Source organism: Brevundimonas sp. UBA7838, assembly GCF_002500885.1.
GTDB lineage: Bacteria > Pseudomonadota > Alphaproteobacteria > Caulobacterales > Caulobacteraceae > Brevundimonas > Brevundimonas vesicularis_C.
Window position 1 is genome coordinate 1 of record NZ_DLTK01000092.1, and the last position, 24,975, is coordinate 24,975.

Consider the following 24,975-nt stretch of genomic DNA (forward strand, 5'->3'; position numbering starts at 1 on the left):
AGTTTCAGGGGGTCACGTCAGTAAGGATGTGGCCACGGCCTGGAGCATCAAATACGCGGGCAATCATCATAATCTGAGAATCAAGCGTCGTTCGCTCATACACGTGCGCAGCAGGTGATGCCGGGCTGTCGGCAATATCCTGACGGGCTTCATGGCGATTGAAAGTGCGCCAGACTCCATTGACCGCTCGCGCCCAACGTATGGCGTTCATAATCCGCCGCGTGGAGTGGCGTTATCGATCTATCGCCTCCGCTGGATCATACGCTGGTTGCCTCGCCATTTAGTCTTCTCCCAACCCTCCCCGCGCCTCCTCCGCCAGGGCGAAGAACCGTTCCCGAACCTCGGCCGCGAACGGGTTGTCGCGTTCGATAGCGCGGAAGACGGCGGGGCTGTCGTGGCGAACCATGTCGACGGCCTGCATCAGGCGGTCGAAGCTTGCGGTGGTCATGCGCGTCGGCAGGGGCTCCATCGCCATCAAGACGCGGGCGATCAAATGGGTCAGGCCCTGCACCGTCGCAGCCTCGCGGTCATGGTCCTCGGGGCTGACCTGAAACATCTTCAGCCCCAGCGCGCGGCGGCAGAAGGCGGCGACGCGGCGGGCGTCTTTCGCCCCCCGCACCTCGCACACGGCGATCCGCAGGCCCGCGATGCCGTCCTTGCCGCTCTGTGGTCCGAACAGGGGATGGGTGCCGACGACCCGCACGCCGGGCGGCAGCAGGGCGTTCATCGCCTGCGCCGGCTTCACCTTGACCGAGCCCACGTCGATGACCAAGGCGTCGGGCCTCAGGTGCGGGCCGATGGCGACCAGTGTCGCATCCAACGCCTCGACCGGCACGGCCAGCACCACCGTGGGACAGGCGGCGGCGGTCGCCAGATTGGTTAGGGTCGCGAAGCCCTCGTCATCGCTGGCCGCCGGGTCATGCGCTAAGATATCGAACCAGGCCGACAGATGCCGCGCCGTCAGCCGCCCGAAGGCGCCGAAGCCGATCAGGCCGAGCCTCTCCCTCACAGCGTCTCCATGAACCGCACCGGCTGCCCGTGCGCCGATCCGATCAGTTCGCCGTCCTTCATCACCACCTGACCGCGCACGATCGTCGCCATCGGCCAACCTGTCGCCTCCACCCCATCGAACGGGGTCCAGCCGCAGCGCGTCGCCTGCTGTTCATGGGTGATCGTCCGCTTGGCCTTCAGATCGACGATGGTCAGGTCGGCGTCATAGCTGACGGCCATCCGCCCCTTGTTGGCCGTACCGAACACCCGCTGCGCGCCCGCCGAGGTCAGGTCGATGAACCGCTCCAGCGACAGCCGCCCATTGGCCACGTGCGTCAGCATCAGCGGCACCAGCGTCTGCACCCCCGGCATGCCGGACGGAGAGGCCGGATAGGGTTTGGCCTTTTCTTCCTTGGTGTGCGGCGCATGGTCGGAGCCCAGCACGTCGGCCACGCCCTGCTGCATCCCCCACAGCCACAGAGCGTCCACATGCACCTGCGACCGGATCGGCGGGTTCATCTGGGCGTAGCTGCCTAGCCGCTCATAGGCTTCCGGTCCGACCAGCGTCAGATGCTGGGGCGTGATCTCGACGGTGGCGACATCCTTGTGGAAGCGCAGATATTCCATCTCGTCTTTCGTCGTGACGTGCAGCACGTGGATGCGCGCGCCCGTCTCCTTGGCCAGGCCGACAAGGCGCCGGGTCGAGCGGATGGCGCTTTCGGCGTCGCGGACCTCGGGGTGGCTGGTCCAATCGCCGGTGCGGGCCAGGCCGCGCCGCTCGACCAGCCGGTATTCGTCCTCGGAATGGAAGGTGGCGCGGCGGCGCACATTGGACAGGACCCTACGCACGCCCTCGTCGTCGGCGATCAGCAGGTCGCCGGTCGAGGCGCCCATGAAGACCTTGACCCCGCAGCAGCCGGGCAGGCGCTCCAGTTCGCCCAGATAGTCCGCATTCTCATGCGTGCCGCCGACGTAGAAGGCGTGGTCCGTCCACATCCGATCCTTCGCCCGCGCCAGCTTGTCGGCCATGGTGTCGGGATCGGTGGTGTTGGGATTGGTGTTCGGCATCTCGAACACGGCGACGACGCCGCCCAGGGCCGCCGCGCGGCTGCCCGTCTCCAGGTCTTCCTTCCACTCCAGCCCCGGCTCGCGGAAATGGACTTGGGTGTCGATCACGCCCGGCAGAACCGTCAGGCCCGTCGCGTCGAAGACCTCGCCTGCCGATGCCTGAGACAGATCGCCGATGAAGGCGATCTTGCCGTCGATCACCCCGACATCCGCCTTGCCCCGCCCCGCATGGTTCGCCACCTCGCCGCCACGGACGATCAGGTCATAGGTCTGGGTCATGAGAATTCCTGCGGGTGTTTCCGCGGTTCTAGCGGATGCAGCGTCGACCATGAAAGCCGCTAAACGCTCTCCCCCCCGTTCGGGGAGGGTGGCCGAGCCGCAGGCGAGGTCGGGTGGGGACGGCAAGGTGAAACGACACAGGTCCGTCGCAGGATGGCCGGCCGCACCCACCCGGCCGCTTCGCGGCCACCCTCCCCGAACGGGGAGGGAGATCGGGTTCAGCCCCGCGCCTTCAACATCCGCTGCGCCGCCTTCAGCACCCGCTCCCACGGCAGATCCATCATATGCTGGATCGCCTGGTTCAGGCGCGGATCCAGCTTTTTGAATTCTTCATAGGTGCGCGGCCCGCGCACGGCCTCGCCCTTCCAGGGCCCGCGCACGGTCTCGTCCGACGGTCCAAACACGGCCACCACCGGCGCGCCCGAGGCCACGGCCAGCTGGGTCCAGATCGAGTCCGCCCCGATGTACAGCACCGACTTCGACAGTGCCGCGATCGTCTGCAGGCGCGTCAGCTTGCCCTGTAGCTCGATCACCCGCGCGCGCGGCACGGCATAGCGGATCGTGTGCGCCGCCTCGCGGTCGATCTCCTCGCCCACGATCATCAGCCGCCCGCCCGCCAGCGGCCCGTCGTCGGCCAGCAGCTTGGCCGCGACCTTGGCGTAGCGTTCGGCGGGCCAGCGCTTGCCCATCCATTCCACGCCCGGCCCGACCGCCAGGATCGGCCCGTCTCCACCCGTCGCCGGGATCAATGCATCGACCTGGGCCCGCGTCTCATCCGACACATAGAGTTTCGGCGCCGGAATCTCGTCCGGCTCCAGCTTCAGCACCGCCGCCGCCGCCTCGACCGCATGCAGGCCCGGCTGATCCTTGCCCCGCACTGCGCGCTTGTGCCGCCTCAGCTTGCCCGACAGGTCCGAGCCGCGCATGTCCACGACCAGACCCCATTTGGTCGCCCGCACCTGGTTCCACAGGGCGATCCATTCGAAATGGCCCTCGCGCTCCAGCACGATCAGCTTCGTCAAGCGCGGCGTATCGGCGAACAGCGGCGCGCTGGCGGCCGATCCGACGATGGTGAACGTCGCGTGCGGCAGGCTCTCGACCAGATGCGCCAGCACGCCGGAAGACAGCACGGCGTCCTCGGCGTCCGCCTCGGCGATGTAAAGGATGGGAAACCGCCCGATCATCCGTCGACGGATACAGGGATTCTATCCGCGGTTCAGCGCCAAACGCGTGTTTCCACAGGAAGGCCCCATGCGCTACAGCGACCCGCATGAGCCAGACGCCCGACGCCGCCCCGGATCCAGAAGCCGCCGCCGCCCTTGAACGCTTCAAGGCCCAGCGCGTCACGGCCATCTATCGGCTGGACCTGATCGCCAAGGGCGCGACAATTTCCTACGAGGACGGCACGCCCATCGATATGGCCTCCGAAAAGGCCCGGCTGGAAGCGGTCGTCGCCGACATGGACCGCCGCATCGCCCGGCTGGAGCGTTCAGCCGGGTGAGCCTGCCTCTCCTTCCCGGCCGGACCTGCGGCGGTTGCGTCGAATGCTGCCGGGTCATTCCGCTGAACCTGCCGGAACTGGCCAAGCCGACGGGCGAGCTGTGCGCCTATTGCGTCGACGGCGCCGGCTGTTCGGTCCACGAGATTCGGCCGAACACCTGCCGCATCTGGTTCTGCCTGTGGCGTGTGGTCGAGCTGTCCGACGACTGGCGACCGGATCGCAGCGGCGTCATCGTGCGCCCCGACGGCGTCGAGGATGGGGTCATCACCCTCTATGTCCTGCGCCGCTCCGACTTCCTGGCCTCGCCGGATTTCTTCGTGACCGTCGCCGGCTGGGTCGCGGAAGGCATTGAGGTCGCGCTCAGCATTCCCGGCCCCGTCGGAACCTATCCGGCCCGCGCCGTCGTCACCGACTGGCTGCGTCCGGCCATCGAGGATGGCGACACCGACGCCTTCACGACCCGCGTCCTGATGTCCCTCGACCGGCTGGCCGAACACGATTTCCAGCCGGACGGCGTCGCCGCGCGATATGCGGTGACAACCCAGGATCGGCCGAAAGCTTAGCCGAAGCTTAAGCCCTTGGCGTTACGATAAAATCCGTAACGCCGTCGCTGGAAAGGGCACGCCGTCGATGCAGGCCTGGGACGCGCTGAAACGACCGATCTGGATGTTCGATCCGGTCGCCTTGCGCGGCGTCTACGCTAATGCGGCCGCGCTCGACCTCTGGGGCTCCGATAATCTCGACGCCCTTCTGGCGCGCGATTTCAGCAACGTCTCCCCCGCCGTCCTGGCTCGCACCGAGCGTCTGGCGCGCGAGACGTCCAATGGTGAGACCCTAACGGAAGACTGGACCTTCTACCCGCGCGGGCGACCGCTGACGGTGTCGGCGGTGATCTCGACCTATCGCCTGACGGACGGCACGCCGGTCCTGCTGTTCGAGGCCGCGCCAATCACAGTGGAAAACGAGGAGCGTCGCGCGGTCGAGGCCCTTCGTCACACCTCGACCCTGATCACCCTGTTCGACAGCGAAGCCCGCCCGATCTTCTCCAATCCGTCGGCCTTCGCCGCCTACGGATCGACCGCGCACCCCTTCGAGGCCCGGTTCGCCGAACCCGAGCGCGCCCAGCCCATGCTGGCGGCCGCCCTGTCGGGGTTAGCGATTTCCGACGTCTGCGAGATCATCACACGCGAGGGCGTGCGCTGGCACCATCTGGACATTCGTCCCGTGACGGACCCCGTCACGGGCCATCTCGGCGTCTTGCTGAACGAGATCGACGTGACCGAACGGGTCGAGGCCGAACAGGCCCGCGTCGCCGCCGAGCAGAAGACTTCGATGGCCGAGGCCCGGCAGAAGTTCCTGACCGACATGTCGCACGAACTGCGCACGCCCCTGAATGCGGTCATCGGCTTCTCCGATCTGTTGTCCAAGGCCGGCCTGCCCGACGAACAGGCCGATCAGGTCGCCCGCATCAACGGCGCGGGCCAGCGCCTGTTGTCCGTCGTCAATGATATGATCGACCTGTCGGCCGACAACGTTGTTCCCCTGGAGCCTTCAGACACCCCGGCCGAGCCCACCCCGCCGGCCAATGAGGACGTCCCTGCCCTGCGCGTCCTCTATGTCGACGATCACGACAGTAACCGCGCCCTGGTCATGGCGGTGTTGACGGCCCAAGGCATCGCCTGCGCCACCGCCAACGACGGCGAACAGGGCGTCGAGGCCGCCCGCACCGGCGACTGGGACGTGATCCTGATGGATATCCAAATGCCCGTCATGGACGGCGTCGAGGCGACCCGCGCCATCCGCGCCCTGCCCGGCGTCGTGGGCCGCACGCCGATCCTGGCCCTGACCGCCAACACCCTGCCGGAACAGCTGACCCAGTACGAACAGGCCGGCATGGACGACTGCATCGCCAAGCCGATGAACATCGTCGACCTGGTCATGCGCGTCACCGCGTGGGGCGCCAGCGACTGGCGCACCTTTGATCCCCGTTGCGAAGACGAGGCCGCCGAGGTCGCCTAAATTCTCCGCGGCGTCTTCTGAACCGTTCGCCCCCGCCCTATCTTCGCCCCATGCCAATAGCCCGTCTCGACAGTCGCGCCCTGATCTCGGTCACGGGCGAGGATGCGAAACCCTTTCTGCACAATCTGCTGACCCAGGATGTGGAGACGCTGGCCGACGGGGAACTGCGGTTCGGCGCCCTGTTGTCGCCGCCCGGCCGGCTGCTGTTCGACCTGTTCCTTCTAGGACAGGCTGATGGCGTCCTGCTGGATGTGGCGACTGAGCGTCGCGACGCCCTGATCCAGCGCCTGTCGATGTACAAGCTGCGCGCCAAGGTTCAGGTCGCCGCCGACGACCGCCCGGTCTTCGCCGCCTGGCCCGAGGCCCCCGCCGGCTTCAATCCCGACCCCCGCACGCCCCTGATGGGCGGCCGCCTCTATGGCGAGGCGACTGCAGACGCCGCCGAGACCGACTACGACGCCTATCGCCTGTCGATCGGCCTGCCCGATCCGACCGCCGACGCGCCCCAGGACAAGACCTATCCGATCGAGGCCGACTTCGACCTGCTGAACGGCATCGATTTCCAGAAGGGCTGTTTCGTCGGCCAGGAAACGACCTCGCGGATGAAGCGCCGGGGCACGATCAAGAACCGGATGCTGCCGTTGGACTTCGACGGCCCGCCCCCCGCCTTCGGCGCCGAGGTGCTGAAGGGCGAACTGCGCGCGGGCGAAGTCCTCTCGGGGCAGGACGGTTCGGTCATGGCCCTGCTGCGCGTCGACCGCCTCGACGGCGACCTGACCGTGGACGGCCGCCCGGTGCGCTTGCGCAAACCCGCCTGGATGGGCGAGGACGTCCTTCCCTCCTCCAACGCGTGAGTCCCCCCATGAAGATCGCCGATCAGATCGTCCTCGTCACCGGCGGGGCGCGCGGCGTCGGCGCCGCCTGCGTCCGCGCCTTCGCCCATGAAGGCGCTCGCGTCGTCATCAACTGGAGGAACAGCGGCGAGGCCGCGAACGCTTTAGCCGCCGAGATCGGCGAGCGCGCCCTCGCCCTCCAGGCCGACGTGACCGACCGCGCCGCGGTGGACGCCATGGTCGCGGCCGCGCAAGGCCGTTTCGGCGCCCCCGTCACCACCGTCGTCAACAACGCCCTGGACTACAGCTTCAACGGCGACGCCCGGTCCCAGATGACCGCCATCGGCTGGGACGAGATGGATCGTCAGTTCTCGACCGTCGTGCGCGGCGCCCTGAACCTGATCCAGGCGACCGCCCCCCGCATGGCGGCCGCCCGGTTCGGCCGCGTCGTCAACATCGGCACCAACCTGTTCCAGAACCCGGTCGTGCCCTACCACGACTACACCGCCGCAAAGGCCGCCCTGCTCAGCCTGACCCGCACCGCCGCCGGCGACCTCGGCCCTGACGGCATCACCGTCAACATGGTCTCGGGCGGTCTCCTGCGCACCACCGACGCCAGCGCCGCCACGCCCGAGGCCGTCTTCGACCTGATCGCCGGCATGACCCCGCTGCGCAGCGTAACGACCCCGCAAGAGCTCGCCGACGCTGTCCTCTTCTTCGCTTCCCCCTGGAGCCGCGCGGTCACCGGTCAGAACCTGGTCGTTGACGGCGGATTGGTCCGGGACTGAAGCCCGCGATATTCCTTCTCCCGCTGGGAGAAGGTGGCCCGCAGGGCCGGATGAGGGTCGGGCGGGGGCCAGTTCGCACAATCCGACCCTCACCCTTTCGCGCCAGAACGACGGCTATCGCCGCCGTGCGCTCAAGCCCTCTCCCAATGGGAGAGGGATCAAGCGACGCCATCCATCGTATCGCCGCGAAACTTCCACAAACATTTCCGCAACTTGTCTGCGACCAGCGTCAATCGACCAGCCCCCGCCGCCGACGCCTCTACTATGCGCGGTTTTACGCCAGAGGCCGCAAAACCTGACCGCATCCACCCGAGCCCAGCCTCCGAGATTAGACGAATTAGACACTTTAGACGGTGTTTTTCCTCCGTCGCCCCGACGCCGAACGCCCTTCCCTCGATCGGAACAGACTGGCAACTTCAGGCCATGACCGACTCACACGCGCCCCAGACCGCCAAAGGCCGATGCGGCTGGTGCGGGACCGACCCTCTCTATGTCGCCTATCACGACACCGAATGGGGCGTGCCCGAGCGCGATCCCCGCGCCCTGTGGGAAAAGCTGGTCCTCGACGGCTTTCAGGCCGGTCTCGCTTGGATCACCATCCTCAGAAAACGCGACGGCATCCGCGACGCCTTCGATGGTTTCGATCCCGAGATCGTCGCCCGCTACGACGAGGCCGACATCCAGCGCCTGCTGAACGATCCGCGCATCATCCGCTCGCGCGCCAAGATCAACGCGGCCGTCCGGGGCGCCCAGATCTGGCTTCAGATGCGCGATGATGGCGAGGACTTCTCAGAATGGCTCTGGTCCTTCGTCGGCGGCGAGCCGATCCAGACCCCCTACGCCGACTATCGCCAGGCCCCGACCCAGACCGAACAGTCTGTCGCCATGGCCAAGGCGCTGAAGGAGCGCGGATTCAACTTCTGCGGCCCGGTCATCGTCTACGCCTTCATGCAGGCCGTCGGCATGGTCAACGATCACCAGACGACCTGCTTCCGTCACGCCCAGGTTCGTGCGATGGCGAGCCATGGCTAAAGCCCCCGCAAATCCGAAAGCCTTCCCGACGCTCGCGCTGGAAACCGTGCTGATGCAGCGGGTCAACGGTCACGTCTGCGGCGTGGACGAGGCCGGGCGCGGCCCTTGGGCCGGCCCCGTCTCGGCGGCGGCGGTCATTCTGAACCCCGACGACCTGCCGCCCGGCATCGACGATTCCAAGGCCCTGACCGAAAAGCGTCGCGCCGCCCTGGAGCCCGAGATCAAGGCCCGCGCCGTCGCCTGGGGCGTCGGCTTCGCCTCTGTAGACGAGATCGAGGAACTGAACATCCTGCATGCCACGGGTCTGGCCATGTGCCGCGCCATCGAGGCCTTGCAGGTCCAGCCGGTCGCCGCCCTGGTCGACGGCAACTATCGCTTCAAGCTTCCGTGCGAAATCCAAACGGTCGTCGGCGGCGACGGGTTGTCGCTATCCATCGCGGCGGCCTCAATCCTGGCCAAGACGGCGCGGGACCGGTTGATGATCGATCTGGACGCCCAGTATCCCGGCTACGGCTTCGCCAGTCACAAGGGCTACAACGCCCCGATCCACCAGAACGCCTTGAAAACCCTGGGCCCCTGCCCCGCCCATCGGCGCAGTTGGTCGCCGATCAAGGCGCTGTTGCAGGAGGCTTGACGCCGTCTCAGATGTGCAGGAAGCCGCCCAGCAGCGCGCCCATCAGGGCCGCAACAGCCGCCCCGGCGATCGCCATCATCCAGCGCGGCGGCGGCGCCACCTCGGGCTCGACATCGATCTGCTCGATGGGTTGAGCAGCTTCGACCTGCCGCGTGTAGCGCGCGGCGTTATGGGTGAAGGTCGCATCCGCCGTCCGCGGCGCCCAAGAGCGCGGCTCAGCCGCCGGACGCACGCGGTAGTCGTCGGGGCGATCGGTCTTGGGGGCGGTGTACGGGTGCGGTTGCATAGTCCCACAACGGCACGCGGCGATTCGCGTTCCGCCCTACCCTCCGTTGTTTTCATTGGTGTCTATGCGGGCACGGGCAGGGAGACCGGCCGCTCGGTCACCACGAACAGGTGCTCGACATTCTTGAGCCGCCCGACCTGCCCGACCTTCTCGCCCTTGGGATTATGGATCCCGATCCGGGCGCCGACATAGCGAGGATGCGCCACCTCGAGGACCTGCAAATGGCCTCGCGCCGACAGCATCTCGACCAAGTCGGCGCGGCTCAGATACCCCTCGTCGTTGAAGCTGACGATCAGGTTCGGCGCCTTGACCCGCTCAATCACGGTCCGCAGCGCCGGGCCGATGCCGGGCCGGCTGTTGAAGGCGCTCTTGCGCGTCCTCACGTCCACCCGCTTGTTGGCGACCCCATAGGTCTCGGGCCGGTCCCACAGCACCAGGCTTTCCCAGCAGTGGTAGTTCCCGAGATAGGAATGCTGATTGTAGGGCGGGTCCAGGTAAACCAGGTCCGCCTCGACCTGTTCGGCGATCTCGACCGCATCGCCCTGCGTCGCGCGGCACGGCCCGTCCACGGCCGGGACGAGATCCGGCGTGCGCAGCTCCAGCGTCTTCAACGCCCTCGGCGCCCACTGCTTCATATAGGCCATCTGAACCCCGGCGGTGGAATCCACCCGGTCCGCCGCCTCCATCAGGCTGACCAGGGCGATGGCCTTGAGTTCCGGCTCCAGGCCCATGGCCTCGATCCGGTCACGCATGGCGTCGATGCGAGCACCGTTGTCCGGGTGGAAATACCGCGCATCCTGACAGAAGGCCTGAGTGAACCAGCCCGCCTCGGGCTTCACCGTCCGCAACTCGGCCAGCACGACCTCGCCCCGCTCGACCCACCGCTCCCGATCCGCCTGAACATAGGTCGTCGCCAGGGCGTGGGCATAGGCGTTCAGGTCGTTCGACCAGACCTGAAACCCCTGCTTCTTCAGGGCGTGCCCGACCCGGGCCGTGCCCGAAAACAGATCGCACACCCGCCCGCCCTGCGGCAGCACCCCCGCCACCGCACCCGTCACATGCCCCAGCAAGGCGCGCTTGGAGCCGATATATTTGATCATGACGCGGCCCGACTCATCACGGCAGCATAGCGGCTGTCGCGGGGCGCGCGAAGTTGCCCGGATCGTCGGGATATAAACGCCGCGCCTAGCTTCAAGCCAACGCCCGGTCCATGCTCGGTGCGACGACTACGGAGAAGGCGCATGCTGCACAGTGAAACCCATCGGGTCGATCGCATCGGCTGGCTCAGGGCGGCGGTGTTGGGGGCCAATGACGGGCTGGTGTCGACGGCCAGTCTGGTGGTTGGCGTCGCGGCGGCGGCGACCGGTCATGGCGGCATACTGATCGCGGGCGTCGCCGGATTGGCGGCGGGCGCGATGTCGATGGCGGCGGGCGAATATGTCTCGGTCAGTTCGCAGTCCGACACCGAAAAGGCCGATCTGGCGCGCGAGGCAGTCGAACTGGCCGGTGATCATGAAGCGGAGACGCGCGAACTGGCCGGCATCTATGTCGGGCGAGGCGTCGCGCCGGAACTGGCGACCGAGGTGGCGCGTCAGATGATGGCGCATGACGCGCTGGGCGCCCATGCGCGCGACGAGCTGGGGATTTCGGAGATCACCACCGCGCGGCCGATCCAAGCGGCGCTGACTTCGGCGATCACCTTCTCGGCCGGGGCCGCCTTGCCTCTGGTCGTCGCTGCCGTCGCGCCGCTGGACACGCTGGCGATCTGGGTCGCGGTTTCCGCCCTGCTGGGTTTGGCCGTGCTGGGCGCCCTGGGCGCCCGCGCAGGCGGCGCGCCTATCGGGCGATCGGTTCTTCGCGTGGTTTTCTGGGGCGCGCTCGCCATGGCCATCACCGCAGGCGTCGGCCGCCTGTTCCACATCGCCGCCTGATCAGAACCGCGCCGTCAGGGCCAGGCGGGCGGTGAGCGGTCGTTGCGGCGTGCTGATGTCGCCCGAGGCGTAGAAGGGATTGCCGAAGGTGAAGGTGTCGTCGCTGCGGTTGAACAGATTGTCTACCGACGCCCTGATCGCCCAGCGATCGATCTCCACGCCGACGCCCAGCGAGCTGGTCAGATAGCCGGCCGACGCGCCGGTCGAGGTCGGCGACAGGGCGATATCGGTCGGGCCGACATAGCCCAGGCGAAGCTCCGAACGCACCGTCGCATGCGCCAGATGCGCCTCATGCACGACGCCGCCCTGCACGCTGAAATCGGCGACCGCGGGCAGGCGTGTGTCGGTCCCCAGCGCGAAACCGGGGTCGGGTCGGGTCAACTCGGGATCATTGACGACGGCGTGCGCGTCCAGCGTCCATGGCCCGCCGCGCCATTCGACTTCGCCCTCGATGCCGCGATTGCGGCCGTCGCCCAGATTGGCGGTGAAGGGCAGACCCCGGGCGTCGAACCGGTCCGATTGGATGTTGCGCCAATCGGCGACGAAGATGGCGCTTCGCCCGCGCAGTCGCCCTTCGAACAGGGTGAAGCGCGCGCCCGCCTCGCCGGCGACGATCTCGTCCGGCTTCACCTGTCGCGCGGGCTGCTGATCGCCAGCCGGCACGGCGCCAGCGTTGAAGCCCGGCCCGCGATAACCCTCGGTCGCCAAGGCGTAGAAGACGAAGGGGCCGCGATCATATTCGATCACCAGGCGCGGAGTGATATCGACCAGAGCGTCTTCTCCGGACACCTCCGTCGGATCGCCGTCGGTTTCGCTGCGATGCTCGACCCCGATGCGGAACAGGCGCGCGCCGGCCGTGATCTTCAGGCGGTCGTTCAGCGCATAGGCGGCGTCGCCGAACAGAGCCGCCTCGTCCACATGGTCGCGCCTGTGCTGTCGATAGACCCCCGGCCCGCCCTGCCCGTCCGAGATCGCGACGGTGCGAGTGTGGGTGTATTCCGAGAAGAACAGCCCGGCGCTCCATCTCAGCCGCGCGCCGAAGTCGCCGTTCAACCGCACCTCATGCACCGCAGCCGACAGGTCGTCGGCCTGGTCCAGCGCCGCTGTTCCCGTGAGCCCGAACAGTCCGGCCGCAGGCGTCGCATCGTAGCGCGCATCAAGGCTGTGCGACTGAACGCTGGACGAGGCCCGCAGCCGCGCCCAGCCCAAATCCCCGTCCACCGAGGCCCAGACGCCGTCGAAATCGTTGCGGCTGGGCTCCGTCAGGCTGCGACGACGCGCATAGGGTTGGTCGGCGCCCAGGTTGGCGTACTGGCTGTCGTCGACGTCGATGGTCTGGGCCAGGAAGCCCGCCTTCAAGGTCCAGCCGGGGTTCAGACGCAGCAGCGCCGCCGCCCTCAGCCCCTGCCGATGCATGCCGCCGGTATTGCTCAGGCTAAGGGCCTCGTCATCGACGTAGCCGCCGACCGTCTCGTCATAGCCGACGACCCGGACCGCCAAGCGATCGCGAAGGATCGGGGCGTTGATCATCAGCTCGACGGCGTCGCCCGGCGCGCCGCCGGCCGTCAGCGCCCCCTCCGCCGTCACGCGCCCATAGACGCCGTCCAGGTCCGGCGCGCGACTGACCATCTGAACGACGCCGCCCATCGAACCGGCGCCGTACAGCGCCCCCTGCGGCCCGCGCAGAACCTCGACCCGTTCGATGTCGGCCAGACGCAACGCCGGATCGGGCGCGTCGTAGGTCAGGCGCACATCGTCGAGATAGAGCCCGATCAGGCTTTGCGCCTGTCCCGCAACAGGTCCGTCCGCCAGGCCGCGAATGAAGAGCTTGTCGCGCCCCGGCCCCAGGTTTGTGACCGTCAGGCCGGAGACGCGGGCAGCGACGCCGTCTAGGTCGCTGACCCCGGCACGTTCCAACGTCACTCCATCCAGCGACGACAGGCCGTAGGGGGCGCGCGACAGCAGCAGATTGTCCGTGCGTGACGCCGTCACCACGACTTCATCCAGCGTTGTCGGGGTCACGGGCGCGGGCGGCGCTGCGATCGTTCGCGCGACGACGGGCGGCGCGGCGGCGACCCGCACGATCCTGTAGGCGCCGTCGCCGACACGGGTCGCGACGCAGTGTGTGCCCAGCATCAGCCTCGACAGGGCGGCATCGACAGAAAGTCTCCCCCTCACCCCGCGCGTGGGGCCGCATCGCTCGGTTCCGGCGGCGTCGATGCTCACGCCCGCCTGCAGACCGAAATCGAGGACGGCGGTCCGCAAGGGCTGCGGCGAAACCGACACCTGAAGCGAGGAACGCCCTTGGGCCATGCCGATCGACGGCGTGGTCACACCGCAAACGACGACCAGGGCGCAGAGGAAGGCTCGTACCAAAAGGCGACGTCCGAAGCAGGTTCAGCGCCGTTCTAGACGAACCCCTTGCGGCCCGCGAGTGGCCTTGATCGGCAGGAACCGTTCCAGCCGGCCGATCACCGCCGCTTCGTCATCAAGCACCAGCGTGCCGGAGAAGCGCAGGTTCGCCGCGTTCGGCGCCACGGTCACCGGCGTGGCGAAGGCGCGGCTGAGGTCAGCGGCGATCTCTCGCAGCGGTCGATCGTCATAGGCCCGTCGCCCCTGGGTCCAGGCGGCGGCGGTGCGGACATCGACGGGGGCCACGGTCATCCGGTCGTCGGCGTCGTCGCGCTGGACCGACTGACCGACCGTCAGACGCACACGGCGCGCGGGCTGGTTCAGGTCGCTAACCTCGACCACGCCCCGCAGCACCGCCACCTGGGTGTCATCGGAGGATCTGCGGATGTTGAAGGCCGTGCCGACCACACGCACCTGGCTTTCGCCGACGTCGATCAGGAAGGGTCGGCCGGCGTCATGCGCGACGTCGAAGGTCGCCTCGGCCTGATCCATGTGCACCAGACGCCGTCCCCGCTCCATCTTCACCGACAGGGTCGAGCCGCCGTTGATCTGAAGCCGCGATCCGTCGTCCAGCGTCACCGTCCGCGTTTCGCCGGGTGCGGTGCTGTAGATCACGGTCGGGGCGGTTTGCAGCATCGGACCCAGGAAGATCGCCGCGGCGAGGGCCGCAGCGATCGCCGGGACCGCCACCATCCACCGCCGCCCCGGTCCCTTGCGCCGCTCGCGGTGCGCCGACAGGTCGATGACTGGCGCCGGCTGGACGTCGGAACGGTCGTTTAGGACATCCGACGCCGCCCACAGCCCCTCGGCCTCGTCGAAGGCGCGCCGATGGGCCGGGTCTTGATCGAGCCAGGCCGTCGCCGCGTCGATGTCCGCGATCGCCACGTCATCGGCGCGCAGACGCACGACCCAGGCGGCGGCCTGGGCGGCGATCTCCTCGTCCTTGATGACGGCGTCTTGGGTCATGATCCGGTCCGGGCCCGAGCGGGCTTTGGGGAAGAGACGACGCGGTCTCGCCGCATCCTCAATGAAAAAAGGCGAAATCCGGTCGTCATGGCCAACCGACCCGCAGAAGAAGTTCCTTCAGGGAGGCGGAGACGTATTTCTCGACCGCGCTGCGCGAGACGCCCATCCGTTCGGCGACCTCGGCCTGGCTGAGCCCGGCCATCTTGTGCAGACGGAAGGCTTCCGCGGCCTTGGGCGGCATCCGGTCGATCGCGGCGACGACCTGTTCCAGTTTCAGCTTTGCCCAGACGGCGTCCTCGGCCGACGGCGCATCCTGGGCTTCGGCCGCATCATCGATAGCGGAAGCGCGCCGCCATTCCAGATCGCGCGCGCCCGCACGACGCTGGGCCTTGGACGCATCCAGGGCCAGATTGGCGGCGATCCGATAGAGAAAGGCCTGCGGGTGGCGGACCTCGGCGGCGGCCTCCTCGGTCATCGACTGCAGCCGAACCCAGACATCCTGCGCCAGATCTTCGGCCGCAGCCGACGATCCCGTGCGCGCCGTCAGAAAGCGCACCAGGGCCGGGCGGCTGTCCAGCCACGCGTCCGCCAGGGCTTGCCGCGCCGGTCGGCTCGGTTCGTGCTGAGGGGGACCGGAAGAGGCGTTCACCACCCCATCGTGGGTTGCTGCGCCCTCTGCGGCAACCGCGATTGCGACGGCGAAAGATTTTTTTGTGGGGGTCGCCGCACCGCGTCGTCTCTGGCCCGAAGTCCCCTGGCCCGAGGCCCACATGTTTCCACTTCGCCTGCCCGAAGACGCCGATCCGGTTCGGCCGCGCGCGCGCCGCACGCTGTCGTCGCGCATCATCCGGTTCGACGACCCCTGCCGAGGCGAACGTCGCCGCGTGGAGCAGTTCATCGAGGCGGCCTATGCCGAGGCCTATGGCGGCCAGATCCAGGCCCATTTCCCGACCCTGATGAGCGTTCAGGACGAGGCGGGCGTCATCTACGCCGCCGTCGGCTTCCGGCACGCCGCCGAGGCGCCCCTGTACTTGGAACAATATCTGGACGGCTCCGTCGAGACGGTCCTGAGCCAGGCCATCGGCGCCGTCATCGACCGCGCGCAGGTGGTCGAGATCGGCAGCCTAGCCTCCAGCGGACAGGGCGCGACCGTCTTCCTGTTCGCCGCCATGGCCCATCATCTGCAGTCCGAAGGTCTGCGGTTCGCCGTCGCCACCGCGACCGACGAGTTGCGCCGCATCTTCCACAAGGCCGGTCTGGGCGCGCTTCAGCTCGCGCGCGCCGATCCGCGCCGCCTGGACGACGGCGGCGGCAGCTGGGGCGCCTACTATCAGACCGATCCGGTGGTGCTGGCCGGCTCGATCGACGCGGCGACCGCGCCGCTGGATCACTTCTCCGAAACGGCGCCGGTCGGACGGGCCGTCCGCACCCGCCTGCACTACGAGGATCGCTCATGAGCGCCGTTCTGGACGCCCTGTCGCGTCGCGCCCGCACCACGCCTGATGATGTGATGATCCAGTGGGCCGAGGGTTCGCTGACCGCGGCCGAACTTCTGGCGCAGGTCGGTCAGCTGGCGACCGCCCTGGCCGACGACCGGTCTCCCGTCGGGGTCCTGCTCGACAACGGGCCGGCCTGGGTCGTCGTCGATCTGGCGTTGATCCTCGCCCAGCGACCAAGCGTGCCGATCCCACCCTTCTTCACGGTCGCACAACGCGATCACGCCCTGGCCGATGCCGGCGCGGGGCTGCTGATCACACCGGGCGCTTCGGGCGAACTGACGGCGGGCGGCTCGCCGATCCGGTTGACGCCGACAGGGCTGCCGGTGCGCGATCTGCATCCCGGCACGGCCAAGATCACCTACACCTCCGGCTCGACCGGCGCGCCCAAAGGTGTCTGCCTGTCGCAGGATCAGATGGAGGCGGTCGCCGCCTCTCTGGTTCAGATCCTGGGCCGCGATCGCGCCGGGCTGCATCTGCCGGTGTTGCCGCTGGCGGTGCTGCTGGAGAATGTCGCCGGCCTCTATGCGACGCTTCTGGCCGGCGGCCGCTATCACGCCGCCAGCCTGGCCGAGGCCGGGATGGGCGAGGCCTTCCGCCCCGACTTTGCGCGCCTGCTGACCACCATTGTCCAGACCGGCGCCACAACCCTGATCCTGGTTCCCGAAGTGCTGCGCGGCCTGATCGGCGCCCAAGGCGCAATGCGGCTGGATCATCGGCTGGAGATGATCGCGGTCGGCGGCGCCCGGGTGTCCCCGGCCCTGCTGGAGGCCGCCGCCAAGGCCGGCCTGCCCGTGGTCGAGGGCTATGGCCTCAGCGAATGCGCCTCGGTCGTGGCGCTCAACAGTCCGGACGACGGCCGCCCCGGCACGGTCGGCCGACCCCTGCCTCACCTTGAAGTCCATCTGGCCGACGACAGCGAAATCCTGGTCTCGCCCCATCCCTTCCTTGGCTACGTCGGCCAGGCGCCCGCGCCGGAGCGCCTGCACACAGGCGACATCGGCCGCTTCGACGCCGATGGACGGCTCAGCATCGAAGGCCGCAAGGCCAACACCCTGATCACCGCCTTCGGCCGCAATGTCGCGCCCGAATGGGTCGAGAGCGAGCTTCTGGCCGAACCCCAGATCCTTCAGGCCATGGCGATGGGCGAGGCGCAGGCGTCGTTGTCGGCCCTGATCGTGGCGACGCCCGGCGCCGACCCTGCCCAGATCGAGGCCGCCGTCGCACGCGCCAACGGCCGCCTGCCCGACTACGCCCGCATCGGCGACTGGCGTCTGGTGCCGCCCTTCGATCCCGCCGCCGGTCAGGTCACCGCCAACGGTCGTCCGCGTCGCGAGACCCTGCTGCGCACCTACGCCCCCTCCCCCTCGCAAGCCGCCTGAGAGTTCGCATGTCGTTTTTTGAAACCCTGGTCGCCGCGACCGCAACCGAGCGGGCCGCCTTCGCCGCCATCCCCCAGATCAGGGACGGTCTGGCCGGCCGCATCAGCCGTGACACCTACGTCGCCTATCTGGCCCAGGCCTATCACCACGTCCGCCACACCGTGCCGTTGATGCAGGCCGCCCGGTCGCGGCTGGACAATGACCACGCCGTCTTCAAGGCCGCGCTCGACGACTATATCGCCGAGGAAACCGGCCATGAGCAGTGGATCCTTAACGACATCCGCGCCGCCGGCGGCGACCCCGATCAGACCGTGCAGGACGGCCCAAACGTCGCGACCGAACTGATGGTGGCCTATGCCTATGACACCATCCAGCGCATCAATCCGATGGCCTTCTTCGGCATGGTCTATGTGCTGGAAGGCACCAGCATCCAACTGGCCAGCGTCGGCGCCGAGGCCGTGCAGCAAAGCCTGGGCCTGCCGGCCGCCGCCTTCACCTATCTGATCTCTCATGGGGCTCTGGATCAGGATCACATCCTGTTCCTCAAGCAACTGCTGGACGGGGTGTCGGACGCCGACGACCGCGCCGCCATCGTCCACATGGCCAAAGTGATGTTCGGCCTGTTCGGCGGGGTCTTCGCCTCCATCCCCCACATCGCAGCGCGGGAGACGGTCGATGCAGTTTGAAGATCGCAACATCTTGGTCACCGGCGGCTCCGGCGCCTTGGGGCGTCGTGTAGTCGAGCGGATCGAGCGCGAGGGCGGTCGGGTCACGATCGTCGCCCGCGCGCCAATGACGGGCCATCACACCCTGGTGGGCGATTTATCGACCCCGCAGGGCCTTGACAGCGTCGCCGAACAGGCCGGCGGCCGCGCCTGGGACATTCTGATCAATATCGCCGGCATCCAGCATTTCGGCCCGCTGGAGCAGCAGACGCCCGAACACCTGCTGGCGACCTACATGGTCAATCTGGTCGCGCCGGCGCGTCTGGCCCAAGCCGTCCTGCCCGACATGAAGGCGCGCAAGCATGGCCAGATCGCCAACGTCGGCTCCATTTTCGGGTCGATCAACTTCGCCCACTTCGCCAGCTATTCAAGCGCCAAGGCCGGGATGCGGGCGCTCAGCCAATCGCTGCGCCGCGAACTGGCCGGCACGGGGGTCGGTGTCACCTATGTCGCGCCCCGCGCGGTCGCAACGCCGTTCAACTCCGCCAAGGTCGACGAGTATGCGCGCCTGACCGGCATGGCTGTCGACGATCCCGACCCGATCGCCGACCGCATCGTCGCCGCCATCCGCAACGATCGCCGCGACGTCTATCTCGGCTTCCCCGAAAGCCTGTTCGTCCGCCTCAACGCCCTGGCCCCCGGCCTGATCGACGGGGCCCTGAAATCCAACGACCTGAAGGCCCGCGCCCTGTTCGCCGGCTGAACCACAGAACAAAAGGAGAGACACGCCATGAAAACCGCCCTGTTCGCCCTGGCCCTGATGGCCGCCCCCCTGACGATCGCCTCCGTCGCCCATGCCGACGCCTGCGACGACCGCGCGCGCGGTCTCCAGCAGTCGTGGGACCATGTGAACTTCGAGGTTCCGCAAGGCGTTCGAATGGCGGAAATGGCGCGGCTGAACACCCAGGCCGACGCCGTTGTGGCCCAATGCCCCAACCGCGCCGAACCTCTGGTCTGGGACGCCATCATCACCGCTTCGGAAGCGGGATTGAAGGGCGGCATCGGCGCCCTGGGCCTCGTGCGTGAGGCGCGCACCGAACTGGAACAGGCCGAGCGGATCAATCCGCGCGCGCTGAACGGCTCGGTCTATGTCAGCCTCGGTTCGCTCTACGCCCAGGTGCCGGGCGCCCCGATCGGCTTCGGCAACCGCCAGCGCGCCCGCGACTACCTACTGCGCGGTCTGGCCATGGCGCCCAACGATGTCGACGCCAACTTCTTCATGGGCGATCTGCTGGTTCGCGAACACGACTGGAACGGCGCCGCGCGTTATCTGCAAAAGGCCATCGACGCCCCGGCCCGTCCCGGCCGCGCCGTCGCCGACCGCGGTCGCAAGGCTGAGGCCCGCGCCCTGCTCGTCCGCGCTCAGCAGCATCACTGAACATATCATCATGAGCCCTGTTCCCCCCGCCCTGTCGCTCGACGTCGTCCAACGCCGTCGCAAATGGTTCGCCGGTCTGGTTCTGCTGGCGCTCATCGTCCTGACCGCCAGCGTTCGCTCAGTCGCCGCTCTCGACGGCGAATGGCACGAAGGGGTGGAAGGCCTGGGCCTGGCCGCCATCATCATCGCCATCGTCGGCCGCGCCTGGTGCTCGCTCTATATCGGCGGACGCAAGAAGGCGGAAATCGTCGATCGCGGCCCCTATTCCATGACGCGCAACCCGTTGTATGTCTTCAGCTTCATCGGCGCCTTCGGCGTCGGCGCCCAGACCGGCAGTGTGACCATCGGCGCGATCTTCGCCGTGGCGACCTTCCTGGTCTTTCTGCGCACGGTCGGTCGCGAAGAGGCCTGGCTGGCGGAACATTTCGGCGCGCCCTATGCCGCCTACTGCGCCCGCACGCCGCGCTTCTGGCCCAAGCCCGCTCGCTGGCGCGACGCCGACGAACTGACCATCCGTCCCGCCTTCTTCGTCCGCACCCTGCGCGACGGCCTGGTTTTCCTCGCCGCCATCCCCGTCATGGAGGGCATCGAGCACCTGCAGTCATCAGGGTTGATCGGTTTTCCGATCAGCCTGTTCTAGCCCTAACCGTCGCGCCATTCGCTGAGCGTCTGGCCGTCGGCGTCTTCGAAGGCGACGCGATCGAATTGCGCCGCGCCGATGCAGACCGGCCGTTGATCAGGGGCTGCCGCACGACAGTGGATGGCGCGGCCGTCGGCGAAGGTGGTCATCCGGCCTTCCAGCACGAGACGATAGCCCTGTGCTGATGGCACAGGCGGCTGGCCATCCTCGCCGCGCAGGGTGAACTGATAGGCGCGGCCGTTTCGACGGCCAGTCCGCGCGCCGTTCGGCTTGAATACGGCGGCCAGCCCCGAAGTTTGAGGCGAGGCCTGGCTTGAAGCCGATGCGCCGGGCGCAATCGCCGGGCAGGCCTCGGTGCGCAGCCACGGCCGGGCCAACCAGAAGCCTTCGGCCGCCTCCAAGCTGTTGTCGTCGTTTCCGATCAGGCCGGACCGCAACCAATCCGCCGGCGCCAGGCTGAACTTCAGGCTCTGACCATCCTTCGCCCAGGCGACTGTCGCCTGCCCATCGGCCGCAGCCTCGGCGGCGTCGCCGGGCTCACCGCACCCAAAGGCCTGGCGCACGACGAAGCGGCGCCCTGCCAGAGACGCGCCCCCGACCTCGCGCCCTGCGGCGAAGGCCGAGGCGGCGACGTCCATGGCCTGAAGCAGGCCGGCGCGGTCCAAGACCGGCGCTGGCGCGACCGTCACGACCGGCGGCGTTTCGGATTTTTTGTCCGGAGCAGGCGCAGGCTGCGGCTCACGCTGGCAGCCGGCGAGCACCACCAGGGACAATGCAAGCGCGACGAGTTGGGGACGAGGCGACGCAATCGGATCGAGCATGGAACCACCCTAACACGCGAACCGCTGAGGGGGATGCGCTCACCCGAAAAGGTTGACGCGAGCCATGGGGGACGGTCTGCACAGCTTCATGACTTTCGACCAGATCGCCGCCCTCGCCGTGCTCGTCGCCGTCGTGGGCGTCCTGATCCATGGCAAGATGCGGGCCGATGTCGTCGCCCTGACGGGGGCCGCCGTGCTTCTGCTGCTGGGCGTCGTGCGGCCGGTCGAGGTGCAAGGCGCCTTCGCCAGTCCTGCGGTCATCGCGCTGGCCGGCCTGTTCGTCATCGCCTACGCCATTGAACTGTCCGGCCTTTTGGGCTGGCTGATCCGACAGGCGACGCAGCTTTCCGCCCGGATCGGCGCCCGAGGCATCTGGATCGTCATCGGCCTGTGCGGTTCGGTCGGCGGCTTTCTGAACAACACCCCTGTGGTGGTCTTGGCCGCGCCGGTGATCCGCGACGTGGCCCAGTCGCTGCGCCTGTCGCCCAAACGCTTTCTGATGCCGCTCAGCCACGTCACTGTCATGGGCGGTCTGCTGACGCTGATCGGCACCTCGACCAACCTGCTGGTCAACGATATGGCCCGCAACGCCGGCCAGCCGGTCTTCGGCCTGTTCGAGATCACGCCCGTGGGATTGGCCATCGCCGTCGTCGGCGGCCTATGGCTCTATTTCGTGGGCGCGCGCCAACTCGGCCGATCGGTCGCCATGGACGAGGCGGAAGCCGCGCGTCTGGCGGAAATGGAAGAGGCGCGTCGCCGCGCAGAGGCCGAGGCCATCAATCGCCGCAAGCGCCTGCTGCCGTTCGGCCTGCCGCGCCTGGGCGGATCACGAAACCAGGTCGATGGGTCGGGCGATGCGCATCTCGGCGACGTCGAACTGTATGGGGCCGCCGATCGCCCGCTGCGCCTGAAGCCGGCCGCGATCTCGCTGGGCGTATTCGTCCTGGTGATCTTGTCCGCGGCGCTGGGGTGGGCGCCGATCGCCGCCTCGGCCTTCGCCGGCGCCGTCGGACTGATCCTGCTGCGCGTCATCACGCCTGAGGAGGCCTATGCCGGACTGCGTCCTGAAATCCTGTTGCTGATCGCCGGGATGGTCGTGGTCGGCACGGCCATTGAGGTCACGGGGCTGGCGTCCGCCGGCGCAGATCGTCTGATCGGCGTGATCCGGCCCCTGGGACCGCTGGGCGCCCTGATCGTGCTTTACGGCGTGACGCTGTTCGCCACCGAACTGCTGTCCAACGCCACCGTCGCGGTGCTGATCACCCCCATCGCCGTGGCCTTGGCCGAAAGCCTGGGCGTCGATCCCCGACCCTTCCTGGTGTGCGTCATGATGGCGGCCTCTGCCGCCTTCGCCACCCCGTTCGGCTACCAGACCAATGTGCTGGTCTTCAACATGGGCGGCTACAGCTACATGGACTTCGTCCGCGTCGGCCTACCTTTGAACCTGATCACTTGGATCGCCGCCATGGTCGCCATCCCGATCTTCTTCCCGTTCTGATCGAGTGGCGTTCGGAGTGGTGCGGGCGGCCGGGCTTGAACCGGCAAGGACTTTCGTCCGGCAGATTTTAAGTCTGCTGCGTCTACCAGTTTCGCCACGCCCGCGACCGGACCGGCTGTATAGCCAGCCCGTTCGCCGGGGCCAAGCGGGGTTAGCGCGTCGCCGGCGTGGTCGCGGGCTTCATCGCCCGGAAGTCCACGTCCGAATCGGCGATCAGCCACAGCAGGCCGGCCCAGGCGGCGACGTTCTGGTTCAGTTGTGCCGGATCGATCTTGTCGAGCGTGTCGTTGGCGGTGTGGTGCAGGTCGAAATAGCGGGTTCCGTCCTGAGCGAGGCCGAAGAAGGGCACCCCCAGCGGGCCCATCGGTCCGACATCGACGCCGCCTTCGGTCTCGACGCGATCGGAGGCCAGGACGCCGATCGGATAGAGGACGCGGGTCGCGGCCTTCTGGAAGTCCGAGCCTTGCGCGCCGGCGGGCAGGCGCAGGGCATAGACGCGGTCGGCGCCGAAATCGCTCTCGCCGGCGATGATGTGCTTGTCCAGCGCTGCGCCCTGGCCGCGCGCGTAGACGCCGCCGCCGTTGCCGGTTTGGGCGGTCGGCTGAGCCACTTCTTCCGAACCATAGAAGATGACGCGCAGGGTGCGGGCCGGGCGACGGCCGCTGTCGGCGATGGCCTTGGCGGCGGCGATAGTGATGGCGCCCCCTGCCCCGTCATCGATGGCGCCGGTGCCCAGGTCCCAGCTGTCCATGTGCGATCCCAGGACGATGATCTCGTCGGGCCGGGTCGCGCCGGGCAAATCGCCGATGACGTTCTGGCTGGTGGTGCGATAGGTGCGGGCGGTCGAGGTTAGGCGCATGCGCACCGGCTGGCCCAGGGCGACCAGGCGGCTGACCTGATCGGCGTCGGGCGCGGCCAGGGCGAAGGCGGGAATGGTCGGCTTGCCGTCGACATAGCGGGTGGTGCCGGTGTGCGGCATCCGGTCTTCGTCCGAACCCACCGAACGCATGACGAAGGCCGCCGCGCCCTTGGCCGCCGCCACGCCGGGGCCGGCGCCGCGCACGCGGGTCTGAGGACCATAGCCCGAGCCGTCTTGCATCGGGTGCATCTGACCCAAGTCGACATAGACGATCTTGCCGCGGACGGTGGCCTCGGGCGCGGCCTGCAGGTCTTCAAACGTGGAGAAGCGCACGACCTCCGCCTCGACGCCGTTGCGTGGTGTGGCCGGAGAGTGGCCCAGAGCCGCAGCGACGAGGGCCTGGGCGTTGTCACCGACGATGGCGGCCGAGCTTTCGCCCCGCTCCCAGCCGACCAGCGGGAACTCTTCGATGCGGACGTTCTGGAAGCCGTTGGCGCGCAGATAGTCGGCGGCCCAGGCGGCGGCCTGCTGTTCGGAACGCGAACCCGCCGAGCGCGCGCCGAACCGCGTCGTCAGTTGGGTGACATAGTCCATGGCGATGTTCGAGCGCATCGCGGCGTCGCGCACCACGATCGCCTGCTGCACCGTCGCCGCATCCTGAGCATGGGCCGCGGGGGTAAACGCGACAAGACCCAGGGCGACGGCGCTGGCGGTCAGCAGACGGATGGACATAAGCAGGCTCCGGACTCAGATGAGAGCCGGACCCTAGGTAGGTTCAGTCGTTCTGGAAATAGGGTTCGACCGGACCCTGCAGTTTCACGGTCAGAGCCTTGCCCCTGCGATCCACGCGGTTGCCGAGCGCCAGGCGCACCCAGCCTTCGGACACGCAATATTCCTCGACATTGGTCTTCTCTTCGCCCTTGAAGCGAATGCCGACGCCGCGTTGCAGGACCTCGGCGTTGTGATGCGGGCTGGACGGGTCGACCGAAAGGCGATCGGGGGGCGTGTCGGACATGGCGTTGGTCGGGCTCAGATCTCGGGAAGGCGCGGTGATAGACGCGCTGGCGCGCCCTGCCAATCCGAAACCGGGTTCAAAGACCTACGGCAGCAGGTGATAGTGCTGGGCGACGGCGGCCATCATCACGGTTCCGACCGCCGGAACGGCGAGTATGATGGCCCGGCGCATGCGGTGCGCCACGTAAAGCAGTTCGCCGATCATGGCGCGGATCCTCGATGTCATCGCTCTCTGACGGAGCGTTCGAAGATCATTGGTCGAACAGTGCGCGCTGTCGAGACGAAACGTCAGCGTGGGGATTACACTTAAGGTTACTGCACAGTTTGCCGAGGCTGGGCGTTGGGGGCCGCTGACGGCTGATAGGCCTGCGGGCCGGTCGCGGCGGGAGCAGTCGCAGGCGTGGCGGCGAGATCGGAAGAGCG

The 24,975-nt window shown here is 68.1% G+C and carries 27 protein-coding genes and 1 tRNA gene; 15 read left to right on the plus strand and 13 right to left on the minus strand.

Features of this window, described 5'->3' with window-relative positions; translation table 11 throughout:
- Window positions 1-280: 280 nt before the first annotated feature.
- The 3 genes from B3T77_RS07750 to B3T77_RS07760 all read right to left on the minus strand — a co-directional run bounded on the left by B3T77_RS07750 (window position 281) and on the right by B3T77_RS07760 (window position 3,521).
- Entirely contained in the window at window positions 281-1,009 is a 729-nt protein-coding gene (locus B3T77_RS07750) for a prephenate dehydrogenase (protein WP_292078635.1), read from the minus strand.
- A complete protein-coding gene (locus B3T77_RS07755; protein ID WP_292078637.1) occupies window positions 1,006-2,337 on the minus strand; it encodes a dihydroorotase in 1,332 nt (443 codons plus the stop codon). The genes B3T77_RS07750 and B3T77_RS07755 overlap by 4 nt, the downstream gene beginning before the upstream one ends.
- Window positions 2,338-2,555: 218 nt before the next feature.
- Window positions 2,556-3,521, minus strand: coding sequence for a glycosyltransferase family 9 protein (locus B3T77_RS07760; protein WP_292078639.1), 966 nt, complete (start codon window positions 3,519-3,521; stop codon window positions 2,556-2,558).
- A gap of 86 nt (window positions 3,522-3,607) precedes the next feature.
- Between B3T77_RS07760 and B3T77_RS07765 the strand changes: the two genes are divergently transcribed.
- The 7 genes from B3T77_RS07765 (at window position 3,608) to B3T77_RS07795 (ending at window position 9,144) form a co-directional block, all read left to right on the plus strand.
- Window positions 3,608-3,838: a hypothetical protein gene (locus tag B3T77_RS07765; protein WP_292078641.1), complete on the plus strand. Its 231-nt coding sequence runs from the start codon at window positions 3,608-3,610 to the stop codon at window positions 3,836-3,838.
- Window positions 3,835-4,401, plus strand: a complete 567-nt coding sequence (locus tag B3T77_RS07770; protein ID WP_292078642.1) for a hypothetical protein — start codon at window positions 3,835-3,837, stop codon at window positions 4,399-4,401. The genes B3T77_RS07765 and B3T77_RS07770 overlap by 4 nt, the downstream gene beginning before the upstream one ends.
- 67 nt (window positions 4,402-4,468) lie before the next feature.
- Window positions 4,469-5,857, plus strand: coding sequence for a response regulator (locus B3T77_RS07775; RefSeq protein ID WP_292078643.1), 1,389 nt, complete (start codon window positions 4,469-4,471; stop codon window positions 5,855-5,857).
- Between the two features lie 50 nt (window positions 5,858-5,907).
- Window positions 5,908-6,711: a YgfZ/GcvT domain-containing protein gene (locus B3T77_RS07780; protein WP_292078644.1), complete on the plus strand. Its 804-nt coding sequence runs from the start codon at window positions 5,908-5,910 to the stop codon at window positions 6,709-6,711.
- Between the two features lie 8 nt (window positions 6,712-6,719).
- The gene (locus B3T77_RS07785; protein ID WP_292078645.1) at window positions 6,720-7,478 is read left to right on the plus strand and encodes a 3-oxoacyl-ACP reductase; all 759 of its coding nucleotides are present in this window, start codon (window positions 6,720-6,722) and stop codon (window positions 7,476-7,478) included.
- Window positions 7,479-7,901: 423 nt separating this feature from the next.
- Window positions 7,902-8,510 (plus strand): DNA-3-methyladenine glycosylase I, encoded by a 609-nt coding sequence (locus tag B3T77_RS07790; RefSeq protein ID WP_292078646.1) that lies wholly within the window; start codon window positions 7,902-7,904, stop codon window positions 8,508-8,510.
- Complete coding sequence (locus tag B3T77_RS07795) at window positions 8,503-9,144, plus strand: ribonuclease HII (RefSeq protein ID WP_407060802.1); 642 nt, start codon at window positions 8,503-8,505, stop codon at window positions 9,142-9,144. Before B3T77_RS07790 ends, B3T77_RS07795 begins: the two co-directional genes overlap by 8 nt.
- 7 nt (window positions 9,145-9,151) lie before the next feature.
- Here the strand turns inward: B3T77_RS07795 and B3T77_RS07800 are convergent, their stop codons facing one another.
- Window positions 9,152-9,430 carry a hypothetical protein gene (locus B3T77_RS07800; protein ID WP_271042775.1) on the minus strand — a complete coding sequence of 93 codons (279 nt, stop codon included), beginning with the start codon at window positions 9,428-9,430 and terminating at the stop codon, window positions 9,152-9,154.
- A 62-nt stretch (window positions 9,431-9,492) separates the two neighbouring features.
- The gene (locus B3T77_RS07805) at window positions 9,493-10,530 is read right to left on the minus strand and encodes a DNA adenine methylase (protein ID WP_292078647.1); all 1,038 of its coding nucleotides are present in this window, start codon (window positions 10,528-10,530) and stop codon (window positions 9,493-9,495) included.
- A gap of 141 nt (window positions 10,531-10,671) precedes the next feature.
- On the opposite strand from B3T77_RS07805, the gene B3T77_RS07810 reads away from it, so the two are divergent.
- Window positions 10,672-11,361 (plus strand): VIT1/CCC1 transporter family protein, encoded by a 690-nt coding sequence (locus tag B3T77_RS07810; protein WP_292078648.1) that lies wholly within the window; start codon window positions 10,672-10,674, stop codon window positions 11,359-11,361.
- Here B3T77_RS07810 and B3T77_RS07815 read toward each other — a convergent pair whose 3' ends face one another.
- The 3 genes from B3T77_RS07815 to B3T77_RS07825 all read right to left on the minus strand — a co-directional run bounded on the left by B3T77_RS07815 (window position 11,362) and on the right by B3T77_RS07825 (window position 15,388).
- Entirely contained in the window at window positions 11,362-13,737 is a 2,376-nt protein-coding gene (locus tag B3T77_RS07815) for a TonB-dependent receptor (protein ID WP_292078649.1), read from the minus strand.
- A gap of 21 nt (window positions 13,738-13,758) precedes the next feature.
- On the minus strand, window positions 13,759-14,739 hold the full coding sequence (locus B3T77_RS07820) for a FecR family protein (RefSeq protein ID WP_292078650.1): 981 nt from the start codon (window positions 14,737-14,739) through the stop codon (window positions 13,759-13,761).
- An 85-nt stretch (window positions 14,740-14,824) separates the two neighbouring features.
- Window positions 14,825-15,388, minus strand: a complete 564-nt coding sequence (locus B3T77_RS07825) for an RNA polymerase sigma factor (RefSeq protein ID WP_292078651.1) — start codon at window positions 15,386-15,388, stop codon at window positions 14,825-14,827.
- A 121-nt stretch (window positions 15,389-15,509) separates the two neighbouring features.
- On the opposite strand from B3T77_RS07825, the gene B3T77_RS07830 reads away from it, so the two are divergent.
- Genes B3T77_RS07830 through B3T77_RS07855 form a run of 6 tightly spaced genes read left to right on the plus strand, consistent with a single transcriptional unit; the run spans window position 15,510 to window position 20,360 of the window.
- Complete coding sequence (locus tag B3T77_RS07830; protein WP_017504196.1) at window positions 15,510-16,196, plus strand: thermostable hemolysin; 687 nt, start codon at window positions 15,510-15,512, stop codon at window positions 16,194-16,196.
- Window positions 16,193-17,617, plus strand: coding sequence for an AMP-binding protein (locus B3T77_RS07835; protein WP_292078652.1), 1,425 nt, complete (start codon window positions 16,193-16,195; stop codon window positions 17,615-17,617). The genes B3T77_RS07830 and B3T77_RS07835 overlap by 4 nt, the downstream gene beginning before the upstream one ends.
- 8 nt (window positions 17,618-17,625) lie before the next feature.
- Complete coding sequence (locus tag B3T77_RS07840; protein WP_292078653.1) at window positions 17,626-18,303, plus strand: TenA family transcriptional regulator; 678 nt, start codon at window positions 17,626-17,628, stop codon at window positions 18,301-18,303.
- Entirely contained in the window at window positions 18,293-19,045 is a 753-nt protein-coding gene (locus tag B3T77_RS07845) for an SDR family NAD(P)-dependent oxidoreductase (RefSeq protein WP_292078655.1), read from the plus strand. Before B3T77_RS07840 ends, B3T77_RS07845 begins: the two co-directional genes overlap by 11 nt.
- A gap of 27 nt (window positions 19,046-19,072) precedes the next feature.
- A complete protein-coding gene (locus tag B3T77_RS07850; protein ID WP_292078656.1) occupies window positions 19,073-19,720 on the plus strand; it encodes a tetratricopeptide repeat protein in 648 nt (215 codons plus the stop codon).
- A gap of 10 nt (window positions 19,721-19,730) precedes the next feature.
- Window positions 19,731-20,360 carry a methyltransferase family protein gene (locus B3T77_RS07855; protein ID WP_292078658.1) on the plus strand — a complete coding sequence of 210 codons (630 nt, stop codon included), beginning with the start codon at window positions 19,731-19,733 and terminating at the stop codon, window positions 20,358-20,360.
- Window positions 20,361-20,362: 2 nt separating this feature from the next.
- Here B3T77_RS07855 and B3T77_RS07860 read toward each other — a convergent pair whose 3' ends face one another.
- Complete coding sequence (locus B3T77_RS07860; RefSeq protein WP_292078660.1) at window positions 20,363-21,181, minus strand: hypothetical protein; 819 nt, start codon at window positions 21,179-21,181, stop codon at window positions 20,363-20,365.
- 88 nt (window positions 21,182-21,269) lie between these two features.
- On the opposite strand from B3T77_RS07860, the gene B3T77_RS07865 reads away from it, so the two are divergent.
- Window positions 21,270-22,679 carry an SLC13 family permease gene (locus B3T77_RS07865; RefSeq protein ID WP_292078670.1) on the plus strand — a complete coding sequence of 470 codons (1,410 nt, stop codon included), beginning with the start codon at window positions 21,270-21,272 and terminating at the stop codon, window positions 22,677-22,679.
- A 17-nt stretch (window positions 22,680-22,696) separates the two neighbouring features.
- Here the strand turns inward: B3T77_RS07865 and B3T77_RS07870 are convergent.
- From B3T77_RS07870 to B3T77_RS07885, 4 genes are all read right to left on the minus strand, one after another.
- A tRNA-Leu gene (locus B3T77_RS07870) sits at window positions 22,697-22,783 on the minus strand.
- A 47-nt stretch (window positions 22,784-22,830) separates the two neighbouring features.
- Window positions 22,831-24,270: a M20/M25/M40 family metallo-hydrolase gene (locus B3T77_RS07875; RefSeq protein ID WP_292078662.1), complete on the minus strand. Its 1,440-nt coding sequence runs from the start codon at window positions 24,268-24,270 to the stop codon at window positions 22,831-22,833.
- Window positions 24,271-24,313: 43 nt separating this feature from the next.
- The gene (locus tag B3T77_RS07880) at window positions 24,314-24,553 is read right to left on the minus strand and encodes a DUF3297 family protein (RefSeq protein WP_292078664.1); all 240 of its coding nucleotides are present in this window, start codon (window positions 24,551-24,553) and stop codon (window positions 24,314-24,316) included.
- Between the two features lie 84 nt (window positions 24,554-24,637).
- Entirely contained in the window at window positions 24,638-24,778 is a 141-nt protein-coding gene (locus B3T77_RS07885) for a hypothetical protein (RefSeq protein ID WP_155965911.1), read from the minus strand.
- Between the last annotated feature and the right edge of the window lie 197 nt (window positions 24,779-24,975).